Origin of the sequence: Rhodoplanes sp. Z2-YC6860 (assembly GCF_001579845.1) — a bacterium.
In the GTDB taxonomy this organism is placed as follows: domain Bacteria; phylum Pseudomonadota; class Alphaproteobacteria; order Rhizobiales; family Xanthobacteraceae; genus Z2-YC6860.
Genome location: NZ_CP007440.1, coordinates 4,495,211 through 4,509,455, shown reverse-complemented (window position 1 = coordinate 4,509,455; position 14,245 = coordinate 4,495,211). Strand labels below are relative to the sequence as shown.

16 protein-coding genes and 1 pseudogene are annotated in these 14,245 nt (G+C 62.7%); 5 read left to right on the top strand and 12 right to left on the bottom strand.

Features of this window, described 5'->3' with window-relative positions:
• Positions 1-10 precede the first annotated feature (10 nt).
• The 8 genes from nuoF to RHPLAN_RS20930 are packed head-to-tail and all read right to left on the bottom strand — an operon-like array spanning position 11 to position 5,470.
• A complete protein-coding gene (gene nuoF / locus RHPLAN_RS20965; RefSeq protein WP_068021513.1) occupies positions 11-1,333 on the bottom strand; it encodes an NADH-quinone oxidoreductase subunit NuoF in 1,323 nt (440 codons plus the stop codon).
• Positions 1,334-1,335: 2 nt separating this feature from the next.
• Positions 1,336-1,950, bottom strand: coding sequence for an NADH-quinone oxidoreductase subunit NuoE (gene nuoE / locus RHPLAN_RS20960; RefSeq protein ID WP_068021511.1), 615 nt, complete (start codon positions 1,948-1,950; stop codon positions 1,336-1,338).
• Positions 1,950-3,137, bottom strand: a complete 1,188-nt coding sequence (locus tag RHPLAN_RS20955) for an NADH-quinone oxidoreductase subunit D (RefSeq protein WP_068021509.1) — start codon at positions 3,135-3,137, stop codon at positions 1,950-1,952. Before RHPLAN_RS20955 ends, nuoE begins: the two co-directional genes overlap by 1 nt.
• A 6-nt stretch (positions 3,138-3,143) precedes the next feature.
• A complete protein-coding gene (locus tag RHPLAN_RS20950) occupies positions 3,144-3,581 on the bottom strand; it encodes a GFA family protein (RefSeq protein ID WP_068021507.1) in 438 nt (145 codons plus the stop codon).
• Positions 3,582-3,584: 3 nt separating this feature from the next.
• Positions 3,585-4,190 carry an NADH-quinone oxidoreductase subunit C gene (locus RHPLAN_RS20945; protein WP_068021505.1) on the bottom strand — a complete coding sequence of 202 codons (606 nt, stop codon included), beginning with the start codon at positions 4,188-4,190 and terminating at the stop codon, positions 3,585-3,587.
• Positions 4,191-4,193: 3 nt separating this feature from the next.
• The gene (locus RHPLAN_RS20940) at positions 4,194-4,523 is read right to left on the bottom strand and encodes a DHCW motif cupin fold protein (protein ID WP_068021502.1); all 330 of its coding nucleotides are present in this window, start codon (positions 4,521-4,523) and stop codon (positions 4,194-4,196) included.
• Between the two features lie 15 nt (positions 4,524-4,538).
• Positions 4,539-5,114 carry a NuoB/complex I 20 kDa subunit family protein gene (locus RHPLAN_RS20935; protein ID WP_068021500.1) on the bottom strand — a complete coding sequence of 192 codons (576 nt, stop codon included), beginning with the start codon at positions 5,112-5,114 and terminating at the stop codon, positions 4,539-4,541.
• Positions 5,105-5,470 (bottom strand): NADH-quinone oxidoreductase subunit A, encoded by a 366-nt coding sequence (locus tag RHPLAN_RS20930; protein ID WP_068021498.1) that lies wholly within the window; start codon positions 5,468-5,470, stop codon positions 5,105-5,107. The genes RHPLAN_RS20935 and RHPLAN_RS20930 overlap by 10 nt, the downstream gene beginning before the upstream one ends.
• Positions 5,471-5,800: 330 nt before the next feature.
• Between RHPLAN_RS20930 and RHPLAN_RS20925 the strand changes: the two genes are divergently transcribed.
• Positions 5,801-6,256, top strand: coding sequence for a cupin domain-containing protein (locus RHPLAN_RS20925; RefSeq protein WP_068031597.1), 456 nt, complete (start codon positions 5,801-5,803; stop codon positions 6,254-6,256).
• A gap of 41 nt (positions 6,257-6,297) precedes the next feature.
• Here the strand turns inward: RHPLAN_RS20925 and RHPLAN_RS40740 are convergent, their stop codons facing one another.
• Together RHPLAN_RS40740 and RHPLAN_RS40735 are read right to left on the bottom strand one after the other, a co-directional pair.
• On the bottom strand, positions 6,298-6,411 hold the full coding sequence (locus tag RHPLAN_RS40740) for a DUF1993 family protein (protein WP_250636883.1): 114 nt from the start codon (positions 6,409-6,411) through the stop codon (positions 6,298-6,300).
• A gap of 82 nt (positions 6,412-6,493) precedes the next feature.
• A pseudogene (locus tag RHPLAN_RS40735) lies at positions 6,494-6,811 on the bottom strand (DUF1993 family protein); the annotation flags it as partial.
• 179 nt (positions 6,812-6,990) lie between these two features.
• On the opposite strand from RHPLAN_RS40735, the gene RHPLAN_RS20920 reads away from it, so the two are divergent.
• Entirely contained in the window at positions 6,991-8,583 is a 1,593-nt protein-coding gene (locus RHPLAN_RS20920) for an alpha-amylase family glycosyl hydrolase (protein WP_157100394.1), read from the top strand.
• On the opposite strand, the gene RHPLAN_RS20915 is transcribed toward RHPLAN_RS20920, so the two are convergent.
• A complete protein-coding gene (locus RHPLAN_RS20915) occupies positions 8,580-10,244 on the bottom strand; it encodes an alpha-amylase family protein (protein ID WP_068021494.1) in 1,665 nt (554 codons plus the stop codon). The two genes, RHPLAN_RS20920 and RHPLAN_RS20915, sit on opposite strands and share 4 nt — an antisense overlap.
• Before the next feature lie 223 nt (positions 10,245-10,467).
• Here RHPLAN_RS20915 and RHPLAN_RS20910 point away from each other — a divergent pair, with 223 nt between their 5' ends.
• Complete coding sequence (locus RHPLAN_RS20910; protein WP_068021492.1) at positions 10,468-10,869, top strand: VOC family protein; 402 nt, start codon at positions 10,468-10,470, stop codon at positions 10,867-10,869.
• A 21-nt stretch (positions 10,870-10,890) separates the two neighbouring features.
• On the opposite strand, the gene RHPLAN_RS20905 is transcribed toward RHPLAN_RS20910, so the two are convergent.
• Positions 10,891-11,877, bottom strand: a complete 987-nt coding sequence (locus RHPLAN_RS20905) for a Bug family tripartite tricarboxylate transporter substrate binding protein (protein ID WP_068021490.1) — start codon at positions 11,875-11,877, stop codon at positions 10,891-10,893.
• Positions 11,878-12,055: 178 nt separating this feature from the next.
• Here RHPLAN_RS20905 and RHPLAN_RS20900 point away from each other — a divergent pair, with 178 nt between their 5' ends.
• Both RHPLAN_RS20900 and RHPLAN_RS20895 read left to right on the top strand, forming a co-directional pair.
• Positions 12,056-13,165, top strand: a complete 1,110-nt coding sequence (locus RHPLAN_RS20900; RefSeq protein WP_068021488.1) for a helix-turn-helix transcriptional regulator — start codon at positions 12,056-12,058, stop codon at positions 13,163-13,165.
• Between the two features lie 174 nt (positions 13,166-13,339).
• Positions 13,340-14,221 carry an AraC family transcriptional regulator gene (locus RHPLAN_RS20895; RefSeq protein ID WP_068021486.1) on the top strand — a complete coding sequence of 294 codons (882 nt, stop codon included), beginning with the start codon at positions 13,340-13,342 and terminating at the stop codon, positions 14,219-14,221.
• The last annotated feature ends 24 nt before the right edge of the window (positions 14,222-14,245 follow it).

Below are 14,245 nucleotides of genomic sequence, written 5' to 3'. Positions count from 1 at the left end.
CGCTCTTTCCCTATTCCGCCGCCACTTGCGTGGGCTCACGCACCGCGCCGCGGCTGTCCGAGTTGCGGACGTATTCGTCGATGCGGCGCTCGATCTCCGGCCGGAAGTGGCGCAGCAGGCCCTGCACCGGCCAGGCGGCGCCGTCGCCGAACGCGCAGATGGTGTGACCCTCGATCTGCTTGGTCACGTCGAACAGCATGTCGATCTCGCGGCGCTGGGCGCGGCCTTCGGCCATGCGGGTCAGCACGCGCCACATCCAGCCCATGCCCTCACGGCACGGCGTGCACTGGCCGCAGCTCTCGTGCTTGTAGAAGTACGAGATGCGCGCCATCGCGCGGATGATGTCGGTCGACTTGTCCATCACGATCACGGCGGCGGTGCCGAGCGCCGACTTGTGCTTGGCGCAGCCGTCGAAATCCATCAGCAGGTCGTCGCAGCCGGTCGGGCCCGCCGGAATGAGCGGCATCGACGAGCCGCCCGGGATCACGGCAAGCAGATTGTCCCAGCCGCCGCGCACGCCGCCGCAATGCGTCTCGATCAATTCGCGCAGCGGGACGCCCAGCGTCTCTTCAACCGTGCAGGGCCGCTCGACGTGGCCCGAGATGCAGTAGAGCTTGGTGCCGGTGTTGTTCGGCCGGCCAATGCCGGCGAACCAGGCGCCGCCGCGGCGCATGATGTCGGGCACCACCGCGATGCTCTCGACGTTGTTGACCGTGGTCGGGCAGCCGTAGAGGCCCATGTTCGCCGGGAACGGCGGCTTCAACCGCGGCTGGCCCTTCTTGCCCTCGAGGCTTTCGAGGAGTGCCATCTCCTCGCCGCAGATATAGGCGCCGGCGCCGTGATGGACGTAGAGGTCGAAGTCGTAGCCGTTGATGTTGTCCTTGCCGAGGAGCTTTGCCTCATAGGCCTGGTCGATCGCGGCCTGCAGCCGCTGGCGCTCGCGGATGAACTCACCGCGCACATAGATGTACCCCGCGGTGCAGCCCATCGCGCGTCCGGCGATCAGGCAGCCTTCGACCAGCAGATGCGGATCGTTACGCAGAATCTCGCGGTCCTTGCAGGTGCCCGGCTCGGACTCGTCGGCATTGACCACAAGATAATGCGGCCGGTCACCGACGGTCTTGGGCATGAACGACCACTTCACACCGGTCGGAAAGCCTGCACCGCCGCGGCCGCGCAGGCCCGAGGCCTTCACCTCGTTGACGATGGCGTCGCGGCCCTTGTCCAGGATCGCCTTGGTGCCGTCCCAGGAGCCACGCTTGCGCGCGCCTTCGAGGCCCCAGTCGTGGAGGCCGTAGAGGTTCTTGAAGATGCGGTCCTTGTCGTCGAGCATCTTTAGGCCTTCACCGATTTCAGCGTCGTGGGACCGCCGACCGGCGCGGAGAGCTGCCGGTCGATCTGCGGGCCAGGCTTGGGTTTGCGGCCAGCGGCAAATTCATCGAGCACCTTGCCGAAGCTCTCGGCGGTGAGATCCTCGTAGGTGTCGTCCCAGATCAGCACCATCGGCGCGTTCACGCAGGCGCCGAGGCACTCCACCTCTTCCCACGAGAAGTCGCCATCGGCTGAGATGTGCATCGGATCGTGATGGATGCGCTTCTTGCAGACGTCGAATATCGCTTCCGCGCCGCGCAGCATGCAGGGCGTGGTGCCGCACACCTGGACGTGAGCCTTCTTCCCGCACGGTTCGAGCAGGAACATCGTGTAGAAGGTCGCGACTTCGAGCGCGCGGATATGCGCAAGTCCGAGAATGTCGGCGACGTGGCGGATCGCGACCTCCGGCAGCCAGCCACCGTTCTGCTCCTGGGCGCGCCACAGCAGCGGAATGATCGCCGACTGCTGACGGCCCTCCGGATACTTGGCGATCTGCTTCTTGGCCCATTCGGCGTTCTCCGCCGTGAAGGCGAAGTCCTTCGGCTGAAGCTCGGGCGGTGCGACGCGACGGACGGCCATTAGCGATCAACCTCTCCGAACACGATGTCGAGCGAGCCGAGGATCGCCGAGACGTCGGCCAGCATGTGGCCCTTGCAGAGGAAATCCATCGCCGAGAGATGCGGAAAGCCCGGCGCGCGGATCTTGCACTTGTAGGGTTTGTTGGTGCCGTCGGCGACGAGATAGACGCCGAATTCGCCCTTGGGCGCCTCGACCGCGGCATAGACCTCGCCGGACGGCACGTGGAAGCCTTCGGTGTAGAGCTTGAAGTGATGGATGAGCGCTTCCATCGACTTTTTCATCTCGCCGCGGCGCGGCGGCACGATCTTGTTGTCTTCCGGCAGCACCGGCCCCTGCCCTTCGGGCTCGCGGAGCTTGTGGATGCACTGCTTCATGATGCGGATCGACTGCCGCATCTCTTCCATGCGGATGCAGTAGCGATCGTAGCAGTCGCCGTTCTTGCCGATCGGAATGTCGAAATCCATCTCGGAATAGCACTCGTAGGGCTGCGACTTGCGCAGATCCCAGGCCGCACCCGAGCCGCGCACCATCACGCCGGAGAAACCCCAGGCCCAGGCGTCCTTGAGGCTGACGACGCCGATATCGACGTTGCGCTGCTTGAAGATGCGGTTGCCGGTGAGCAGGTCTTCCAGGTCGTCGCAGACCTTCAGGAACGGATCGCAGAACGCCTCGATGTCGTCGATCAGCTTCGCCGGCAGGTCCTGGTGTACGCCGCCGATGCGGAAGAACGCCGCGTGCATGCGCGAGCCGGAGGCGCGCTCGTAGAACACCATCAGCTTCTCGCGCTCCTCGAAGCCCCACAGCGGCGGGGTGAGTGCGCCGACGTCCATCGCCTGCGTGGTGACGTTGAGGATGTGCGAAAGCAGCCGCCCGATCTCGCAATAGAGCACGCGGATGAGCTGCGCGCGCCGCGGCACCTGGAGCCGCAGAAGCTTCTCTGCCGCGAGGCAGAAGGCGTGCTCCTGGTTCATCGGCGCGACGTAGTCGAGCCGGTCGAAATACGGGATCGCCTGGAGATAGGTCTTGGCCTCGATCAGCTTCTCGGTGCCACGATGCAGCAAGCCGATATGCGGGTCGACGCGCTCGACGATCTCGCCGTCGAGCTCGAGCACCAGGCGCAGCACGCCGTGCGCAGCCGGATGCTGCGGCCCGAAGTTGATGGTGAAGTTGCGGAGATCATCGGCCATGGATGATTACCCTTTCGCCTGCCCGGCTTCGGGCGGAGCGAAGGCTGCGAACACTTCCGCGCCTGTCATGTTGTGGGTCTTGTTGGCGAAGTCGTAGTAGTCAGGCTTCTCGTCGATGAACACTTGGCTGGTCAGCGCATAGCCGGCCCGGTCGTCGAAGGCCTCGGCCGACACGTAATGCTGTCCCTTGCCGACCAACCGGTAGAACAGCGCCGTGCCGCACTGCTTGCAGAAACAGCGCTCGGCCCATTCCGACGACCGATAGACGCCGAGGCTTGCATCGTTCTCGACCTTCATCGTGTCGGCGCAATCGACCACCATGAACGGGCCCGCCGTCCATTTGCGGCACATGCTGCAATGGCAGGCACCGACGTCGCGGTCCTTCGGCGTGGCGGTGAACCGCACCGCGCCGCAAAGACAGCCGCCTGACATCGCCGTGGCCATCGTCTAGCCTTTCGCCTTCTCGTCACCAGGGAGCGGCACGTAGCCCGCGCCCTCCCACGGCGAGAGGAAATCGAAGTTGCGGAATTCCTGAGCGAGCCGGACCTTGTCGTAGACCACGCGCTTCTGCTCGTCGTCCCAGCGCACCTCGACGAAGCCGGTCATCGGGAAATCCTTGCGCAACGGATGGCCCTCGAAGCCGTAGTCCGTGAGCAGCCGCCGCATGTCGGGATGGCCGGTGAACAGCACGCCGTAGAGATCGTAGGTCTCGCGTTCGAACCAGTCGGCGCCCGGGAACACATCGATGATCGAAGGCACGCGCGTGTCCTCGCCGGCCTCGATCTTGACGCGGATACGGGCGTTCAGCTTCGGCGAGAGCAGATGATAGACCACGTCGAAGCGCCGCTCGCGCTGCGGCCAGTCGACGGCGGTGATGTCGATGAAGCTGTAAAACTGGCAGCGCTCGTCGTCGCGCAGGAACGTGATGACCTTGACGATATCGCGAGCGCTCGCCGTGAGCGTGAGCTCGCCGTGCTGGACCCAATGGCCCGCGATCGAGCCAGCGAGCGCGCTCGCGATCGTCTCACCCAGGCGTTCCAGCGTCTCGTCCATCGGTCAGTCCACAATAAAGAGCCGCGCACCCTTGTCGGTGTGCGAGCGGTGCGCGCCGTCTTCGTCGGCCACCTGATAACTCATGCCGGGCTTGAGCGTGAACGAGCGGCCGTCGTCCAGGTCGGTGACGAGTTCGCCGTCGACGCAGAAGATGATGTGACCCTTCCGGCACCAATGGTCGGCCATATAGCCCGGCGAGTAATCGACAAGCCGCACCCGGATGTCGCCGAACTGCTGCGTGCGCCATGTGGCCTCGCCCACGTCACCCTTGTGGGTGGTGGGCGCAACGCTCAGCCAGTCGGTCGTGCCAAACGGAATGTTGTCGATGCGCATGGTCCTGTACCGGTCCTATCGCTCGATCGTTCCGGTGCGGCGGATCTTCTTCTGCAGCATCAGCACGCCGTAGAGCAGCGCCTCCGCGGTCGGCGGGCAGCCCGGCACGTAGATGTCGACCGGCACGATGCGGTCGCAGCCGCGCACCACCGAGTAGGAATAGTGATAGTAGCCGCCGCCGTTGGCGCAGGAGCCCATCGAGATGACGTAACGCGGTTCCGGCATCTGGTCGTAGACCTTGCGCAGCGCCGGGGCCATCTTGTTGGTCAGCGTGCCGGCCACGATCATCACGTCGGATTGCCGTGGCGACGCGCGCGGCGCAAAGCCGAAGCGCTCGACGTCGTAGCGCGGCATCGACACCTGCATCATTTCGACGGCGCAGCAGGCCAGACCGAACGTCATCCACATCAGCGAGCCGGTGCGCGCCCAGGTGATAAGGTCCTCGGTCGCGGTGACGATGAAACCCTTATCCGCCAGTTCATCGTTGAGCCCGGTGAAGAACCGGTCGTCGGAACCGATGGGCTTGCCAGTGCGCGGGTCGAGAATCCCTTTCGGGGCCGGCGCAACGAGGGTTTGGTCGCTCAATCCCATTCGAGCGCTCCCTTCTGCCATTCATATGCGAAGCCGATGGTCAGCACCCCAAGGAAGATCATCATCGACCAGAAGCCGTAGACGCCAAGCTGGCCGTACACGACGGCCCAGGGGAACAGAAATGCGACCTCAAGGTCGAAGATAATGAACAGGATGGCGACGAGGTAGAACCGCACGTCGAATTTCATGCGCGCGTCGTCGAACGCATTGAAGCCGCATTCGTACGCGGACAGCTTCTCGGGATCGGGCTGCTTGTAGGCGATGAGGAACGGCGCGATCAGCAACGCCAGACCGAGCGCCATCGCGACGCCGATGAAGATCACCAGGGGAAGATAATCCTGTAGCAGCGCATTCATCACTTGCCTCGTCCGCCCCCGCGTGCCCGTTCTGGACCAGTTTGCGGATGATTGGATGACACCTTCGTCACCGCTTCCGGCGCCGAAAGTCGTCCAAATCCCCCCGATCCGACTGGATTCGTTCCAAAGACAGGCCGGCTGAGGCTTAGCGCAGCGCACAAAGGGTGGCAAGGCGCGAAAAACCTTGTCCCGCCTTGCGTTGCCCTTCCCCTGGAACCCTGTTTACGCTGCCGCCAAAGGGGATCGCAGGTGCCGTTCGGAATCGTTTCGGAGCCGCTTCAGACATGGTTGAATGCGCTCCGCCAGAAGAAGCAAGGGAGCGCGGGCGCGATGCAGGAACTCACAGCGGGGATCACCAAGGCCAATACCGGCCTCGACGGCATCTCCTGGAACATCCTGGGCCAGACCTACGTGCCCAAATCGCTGAACGAGCAGAGCTTCTCCTGGCATGCCACCTTCCCGCCCGGAACCTTCGTGCCGCCGCACATCCATCCGACCCAGGACGAGTTCATCTACATGCTGGATGGAAAGTTCGACCTCATCCTAGAGGGCAAGGAGTTCACGGCGACGACAGGCGACCTGATCCGGCTGCCGATGAACCAGGCTCACGGCATTTTCAATAAAACGGATCAGACCGTGAAATGCTTCTTCTGGGTGTCGCCGACGCGCAGGCTCTATGACCTGTTCTGGGCGATCCACTCGATGAAGGATCAGAACCCGCCGGACGTGGTGGCGCTCTCCGCCAAGTACGAGGTGATGTTCCTGCCGCCGCCTCCGGGGGCGTGAGGCATCGCCGCCGAACAACTCCCGCGACCGACTTCTGGGCGTTACGTCATCCTCATCGGGATTGCGCCCAGAAAGTCGCGCTTACCGATCTCGACGCCGTAATGGCGCAGGATGGCGTAGGCTGCGCTCAGATGAAAATAGAAGTTCGGCAGCACGAAGTGATTGAGATAAATCCGCGCCCTTCATGTGGCCTTTGTTGGTGGGCCCCAGTGGGAGCGTGGTCTCGCGATCCGATGAAGCATCAATCGCCTTCGGGTCCAGTGTTTTCAGATAGGCAACGGTTTTCGCAAGACGCTCCTTGAGTTGCGCGATTGTGGTTTCGTTGTCTTCGTAACGCGGAGCCTCGACGCCTGCGAGCCGCGATGAACCGTTCTTGGCGAGGTCGGCGGCAATTTGAACCTGGCGGGCGAGCGCGAACATATCTGGTGAAAGACGCAACTGCAGAAGCGCCGCGTCGTCGATCTTTCTGCCGGCCGCAAAGACAGCGGCTTTGTCGAGAACACCAGACAGTGCGTTCAAGCCGATTTCGAAGGTTGGGAGTGAAGTTTGAGACATGGAAAAGGACATTTGGAGAGGCTCCTTGATTGACGGAACGCAGAGGCAACGCCTGAGGCTTCCAAGTCAAATCACACAAATGGGATGACCCGGTTCGCAATGAACGGAAGTCCTCTCCAGTCCCGAAACCACTTTCGTCCAGTTGGGTTGACCAGCCGCGACCGAACATGGAGCGCGAATTGGACCAGGCTGTGTGGTGGAAGAACGGCATCATTTATCAGATCTATCCCCGCTCCTTTCAGGACTCGAATGGCGACGGCGTTGGCGATCTAAACGGTATCGTTCGGCGGTTGGACTATCTCGTCTGGCTCGGCGTCGACGCGGTCTGGATTTCGCCGATCTATCCATCGCCGATGGCCGACTTCGGCTATGACATTTCGGACTATTGCGGCGTCGATCCGTTGTTCGGCACGCTTGACGACTTCGACCGGCTGGTGAGCGAAGCGCACGGCCGCGGCCTGAAGGTCATTCTCGATTTCGTCCCCAACCACACCTCGGATCGGCACTCCTGGTTTCTGGAAAGCCGTTCGTCTCGCGCCAATGCAAGGCGCGACTGGTACATCTGGCGTGATCCCGGCCCCGGCGGAGCGCCACCGAACAATTGGGTTTCGCAATTCGGCGGACCGGCGTGGACGCTCGATCCGACGACCGGGCAGTATTACCTGCACAGCTTTCTGCGCGAACAACCGGATTTGAACTGGCGCAATCCGGCGGTGCGCGAGGCGATGTTCGACGCCTTGCGCTTCTGGCTGGAACGCGGTGTCGACGGCTTTCGCGTCGATGTGGTCTGGCTGCTGATCAAGGACGAACAATTTCGCGACAATCCGTCCAACCCGGCCTACGCGCCGACGCAGCCGGACATCAACCGTACGCTGTCCGTCTACAACGCCGACCGTCCCGAAATCCACGAACTGATCGCGCAGATGCGTGCGGTGCTCGACCGCTATCCGGATCGCGTCCTGATCGGCGAAATCTATCTGCCGTTCGAACGATTGATGGCGTATTATGGCAAGGACCTCTCTGGAGCCCAGCTGCCATTCAATTTTGCGCTGATCCACGCGGCATGGAATGCGCAAGCGATTGCGAAGTTGATCGCCGATTACGAGAAAGCCTTGCCGGCCGGAGGCTGGCCAAACTGGGTGCTTGGAAATCACGACCAACCGCGCATCGCTGCCAGGGTCGGGGCTGCGCAGGCGCGGATCGCCGCGATGCTTTTGCTGACCGCGCGCGGCACGCCGACGATGTATTACGGCGACGAGATCGGAATGCCTCGCGTCGAAGTGGCGCCCAATTTCGTCCAGGACCCTTGGGAACGGAACGAGCCGGGACTCGGCGTGGGTCGCGACCCTTCCCGCACGCCCATGCAATGGGATGCATCCGTCAACGCTGGATTTTCGGGCGCTACGCCCTGGCTGCCGGTCGAGCCTCACTACGAGGACCGCAACATCGCGCTCCTGCGACACGACCCTCGGTCGATCCTGTCGCTCTATCGCCGGCTGATCGAGATTCGCCGGGCTCATCCAGCGCTTTATCGTGGCGACGCCCGTGTCATGAGCGCAGACCACAACGTGTTGATGTACGAACGAACCACCAGCGAACAACGCATCGTTGTGATTTTGAACTTCGGCCCGGATACGCGCCCGCTTCCGGGGTCCGCTATCCCGAATGGCCGAATTTTGCTGTCCACTGATCCGGATCAGGACGACGGGGACTCCGGAGAGCTTCGCGGCAATGAGGGGCTGGTCGTCTTGGCGAACTCAGGTGGGTCTTAAAACTCGCTTCGCTTCAGCAAGTAGTCGAGACCGCCCACCCGATACCAACGATAGCCGTAAGGCTCCAGGCAAACGCTGTGCTTGCCGCTCTCCGATGCCCGGCTGTGATCGGCGGTGAGCAGATTGATCAGATTGTCGTTCAAGCCGCCTTTCAGGCCTGTCGAAAACGCGACCTCGCGCGGTTCGCCGGCAAAATTATGCAGGAACAACACCGAATTGTTCTTCCAATCGTAGCGCAGACCAAGCACGGCGTCGTCACCGGTTTTCAAAACGTCGAATTGACCCCAGCCGACCTCCGGCACTTCTTTGCGCATTCGGACGATGCGCTCGATCCAGTTCAGCATGGAATTGGAATCGCGTCGCTGTTCGGCGGCATTGACGTGCGGGAAGCCGTAAGGCCCGTCCGTGATCACCGGGACAACAGGTTTGTTGCTTTTGGTGAAGCCGCCATGGGGCTCGGTCGACCACTGCATCGGCGTGCGGCAGCACACCCGCTCGCGCAATGAAAGATCGTCTCCCATGCCGAGTTCATCCCCGTAGCGCAGCACGGGCGTGCCCGGCAACGTAAACATCAGGCTGTACGCCAGCTCGATGCGGCGCCGGTCACCGCCGAGCATCGGCGCAAGGCGCCGGCGAATGCCGCGATCGTAGAGCTGATCCTCTTTGTTCGGTCCGAAGGCGTCGAACACCTGTTGGCGCTGCGCTTCGGTCAGTCGTCCGAGATCGAGCTCGTCGTGATTGCGCAGGAATATCCCCCACTGCCCGCTTGCCGGGCGGCTTTCGGTGCGTTGCATGGCCTTGGCCAGTGGCCGCGTATCCGCCGAAGCGAGCGCGTAAAACAGGTTCTGGTTGACCTGGAAATTGAACATCATGTGCATGCGGTCGCCGTCATCGCCGAAATACTGCATGTCGGTGTTCGGGAGCACATTGGCTTCGGCGAGGATGATGGAGTCGCCAACGCGCCATTGCAGGAATTCGCGGAACTGGCGCAGCATGTCGTATTGCTCGCGCGGACGCGTGACATCCGGCCCTTTGGTGCTGATCACGAACGGCACCGCATCCATCCGGAAGCCGGATACGCCGAGCTGAATCCAGAAGCCCATGATCTTCAAAATCTCCGCCTGCACGGCGGGATTGGACGTGTTGAGATCGGGCTGGAATTTGTAGAAGCGGTGGAAGTACCACTGCTTGGCCACGGGATCGCGCGTCCAGGTCGATTTCTGCACGCCGGGAAACACCATGCCTTTGTCGGAGTTCGGCGGCTTCTTATCCGACCAGACGTACCAGTCGCGGTATTTGGATTTCGGATCGCGCCGCGCCTCTTGAAACCAAGCGTGTTCGTCAGATGTGTGGTTGACCACGAGGTCGATCAGCACACGAATGCCGCGCTGCTTGGCGGCGTGTGTGAACTCGACGAAATCGCCGAGCGTGCCGTAGGCGGGATTGACCCCGTAGTAGTCCGAGATGTCGTAACCGTCGTCACGCCCCGGCGAGCACTGGAACGGCATCAGCCAGATCGCGGTGATGCCGAGGCCGTGCAGATAATCGAGACGGCGCATCAAGCCCTGGAAGTCGCCGATGCCGTCGCCGTTGGCATCCATGTAAGTGCCAACCGAGAGGCAATAGACAACGGCGTTTTTGTACCAGAGGTCGTTGATCATGAGGGCTCAGGGCTTCGTGGTCCAAGCCGACTCAACCTCGGTTGCGCGCTGTCAGTTCCCGCGCAACGCCTCGTCGAGACGCACCCCGTGAAGCATGAGGCGACGTTGCCGCCACTCGATCTGGGCGGATCCGATCGGCACGCGCTTTCGAGCAGTGCCTGGGTTTCCCGCCCATCCAAACTTGCTACGCTGCCCGGGCCGCTAGCATGGGAAAGGGAAGCTAATGATCGACATCAAGGGCGTGGCCCACTTCAGCATTCCGGTGTCGGACGTTGACAAGAGCACCAAATTTTACACCGATGCCGTCGGCTGCAAGTTTCTCTCGCAACTGCCGGACAAGAAGATCACCTTCCTCGACGCTGGCGGCGTGTGCCTGCTGCTGATCAAGCGGCCGCCGCCGATCCAGAAAGGACCGTCGGAAGGCTCCGACGGCGTGCATCATGCCTTCATCGTCGATGCCGACGCCTACGAAGCCGCGAAGGACAGCCTCAAGAGCAAGGGCGTCGAAATATTCTTCGACGAGGATCGTCGTGGCGGCACGATCAATGGCCCGCGCTTCTACTTCCGCGATCCCGACGGCACGCCGCTCGAGTTCATCAACCGCACCAGCTACAAGACGACGTGAGGGTTTCTTCGCCCGCCATCGTCAGTCGAGCTTGCCGATCTTCTGCACGGCCGCGATGAGCCGCCGGCTGTCTTTCTCGATGTAAGCCGAGAAGTCCACCGCATCCATGTAGGCCGGCGGGCTTCCCGCCTTGTTGAAAATCTCGATGGTCTGGGCATCGTTCATGGTCGAAGCCACGGCCTGCCGAAGCCGCATCACCACGTCGTCCGGCACGGCCTTGGGCACGAACAGCCCGGCCCATACGTAGAGCACCACGTCGTCAAAGCCTGCTTCGGCAAAGGTCGGTGCATCCGGAAATGCGGAATGCCGCTCGGCGCCAAAGGTCGCGAGCACGCGCAATTTGCCTTCGTCGGAATAACCTTTGAGCGGCGCTGCGCCCTGGGCGCTGGCCACCACCTGCCCGGCCAGCACGGCCGTCAGTGCCGGGCCACCGCCGCGGTATGGCACATGCAGCAGCTTGATGCCGGCTGAGTTGCAGAACATCTCCATCGACAGATGCGAGGCGCCGAAGTTGCCGGAGCTCCCATAGGTGATCTCGCCGGGACGTTTCTTCGCGTCGTCGACCAGGTCCTGCACGGTCTTGTATGGCGAAGAGGCCGACACGATCAGCAGGTTCGGATCGCCGAGCACGCGCGCGACGGGAGTGAACTGCGACATCTCGTAGGACGGCTTGCGGCCGGAAACCCGCTCGGCCTCGGGCAAAACCACGACGGCGGACAGCGCCATCAGCATGGTGTGGCCGTCGGGTTCGGCCTTGAGCACCGTCGTCGCGCCGAGCGCGCCGCCCGCGCCGGGCCGGTTGTCGACCACGACCGACTGCCCGAGAAGCTTGCTCAGGCCCAGCGCCACCGGCCGTGCCGCGATGTCGGCCTGACCGCCGGGCGCGAACGGCACCACGATGGTCATGCTGTGAGTCGGCCAGGCTGGCTGTGCCGAAGCCGCGTGCCCCTTGCAGGCGGCAGCCAGCGGGAGACCCGCTGCGAACTGGAGGAATACGCGACGGTCCATTGGATGCCTCGGCGGAGTACGAAGTCAAAACAACGGCTTGCAAGCAAACAGCATACCAATACCGGCCGGCCAGGCTACCCCGGTAGTGTCATCCGTTCGGAGGACGAAGGCGAGAGGCCTTATGATACGGTCCCGGCCACATCAGTGATGACCTTTTCATTTTTCGACAGGTTTGCCGATGCGCGGACTCAAACCTTATTCCGATCTGATCGAACACATCTACGACGCGGCACTTGCGCCTGAGCGCTGGAACGACGTCGTGGCCAGCGTCAACGAATTCGTCGGCGGCCAAGCCTGCGGCCTGTTCTCCAAGCACGCGATCAGCAAGTTCGGCGTGACACACTACTATTGCGGCGCCGATCCGCACTACATTCAGCTCTACTCGGACATCCACTGCAAGCACGACCCGCTCACCACTCTGCCCCGCTTCGGCGAGGTCGTGAGCATTCCCGATCTCGTGCCTTATGACGAATACCGCCGCGGCCGTTTCTATCAGGAGTGGCTGAGCCCGCAGGGTTGCGTCGACGCGGCCAACGTGGTGCTGGACCAGTCGACTCCGAACTGCCCGGTGCTGATGACTGTGCTGTCGCGGCGCATGGTCGATGCCGACATGCTGCGGCGGATATCGCTGATCGTGCCGCACGCCCATCGGGCGCTCGTGATCAACAAGTCGATCGAGCGCAAGCAGTCGGAAGCTGCTGCATTCGCCGATGTGCTGGACAGCCTCAGCGCCGGTATATTCCTGGTCGATGCCAACTGCCGCATCGTCCATGTCAATGCATCGGCGCAAGCCATGCTGCAAGCCGACGACTTTTTACGCTCGATCAACGGACAACTCGTGGCCCGCAACACGCGCGCCCACGCAGCGCTGCGCGAGATATTCACCGCCGACACAGAAGCGGCCATCGCCAAGGGCCGCGCCGTGCCGCTGAGCGGTCATGACGGCACCCAGTACATTGCCCATGTGCTGCCGCTGGCATCCGTGGTTCGCAGCGATTCCGGCCCGTCGCACAAGGCTGTCGCGGCGCTGCTGGTCCGCAAGGTTGAGGTCGATATCCAATCCGGCGGCGAGATCATCGGCTGCACCTATGATCTGACGCCGGCCGAGCTGCGCGTGCTGCTCGCTATCGTCGATGGCGGAGGCGTGCGGGAGGTCGCGCAGACGCTGGGTCTCGCCGAAACCACCGTCAAGACACACCTGCATCGCGTGTTCGCCAAGACCGGCGCAAGCCGCCAGGCCGATCTCGTCAAGCTCGCCGCCGGCTACACCAATCCGCTGGCGCACTGAGATTTGCGACAGCCGGCTGATTCATGAGCCTGTGGCTGCGGTGACGACAGCCACGATTGGGCGTGTCGCAAACGGCCCCCGGCGACGTTCTCAGTCCCGCGACAAAACCGCAAGATCGGTCGAGCGCGTCATGTCTGCGTGCGCTTAGCTGGTGCTGCCACGGAAGACGGAACGATGAAGGCGGCGCTTCAAAACTACCATGCCCGGATGCAGCGGGTGCTGGATCACATAGACCGGCATCTCGATGGCGATCTGGACCTGGACGCACTGAGCAGCGTCGCTGCCTACTCGAAATATCATTTCCACCGGCAGTTCACGGCGACCTTCGGGCTGTCCGTGCATCGCTACATCCAGCTCGCCCGCATGAAGCGTGCTTCATTCCGGCTGGCCTACAGAGACGCCCAAAGCGTCACGGATATAGCGATGGATGCCGGTTACGACGCACCGGACGCCTTCGCCCGCGCCTTTCGGCAACGGTTCGGACAATCGCCTTCGTCGTTCCGGAAGTCTCCCGACTGGGAGCCGTGGCTTGCGGCCTTCGGGCCTCTCGACAACGCGAGGAGCAAGCTCATGCAGAAGACTTTTACCGCCGACGACGTGACGATCCGTGATGTGCCATCCACTCAGGTGGCGATCATGGAACATCGGGGCGACCCTGCGACGCTCGGCGCAACCATCCAGCGGTTTATCGCATGGCGGAAGGCCGCTGGCCTGCACCCCAGGACCAATCCGACCTTCAGTGTCTGGCGTTCCGAGCGGCGTCCTGCGTCGCCCGCCGATTACAGCCATGACATTTGTGTCGGGACCGATCAATCGATCGAGCCGAACGGCGAGCAGATCAAGGCCGGCGAGATTCCCGGCGGGCGCTGCGCGGTGCTGCGCGTCGTTGGCAACACCGACAATCTGGAGCCCGCTGCGCTCTATCTCTATCGCGACTGGCTTCCGGCCAGCGGCGAGGAAGCACGCGACTTCCCGATCTATTGCCAACGGCTGAACTTATTCCCGGAGGTGCCGGAGCATGAGGCGGCAGTGGATTTGTTTTTGCCGCTCAAGTAACGCCTTCCAACAGCGGATCGTCTG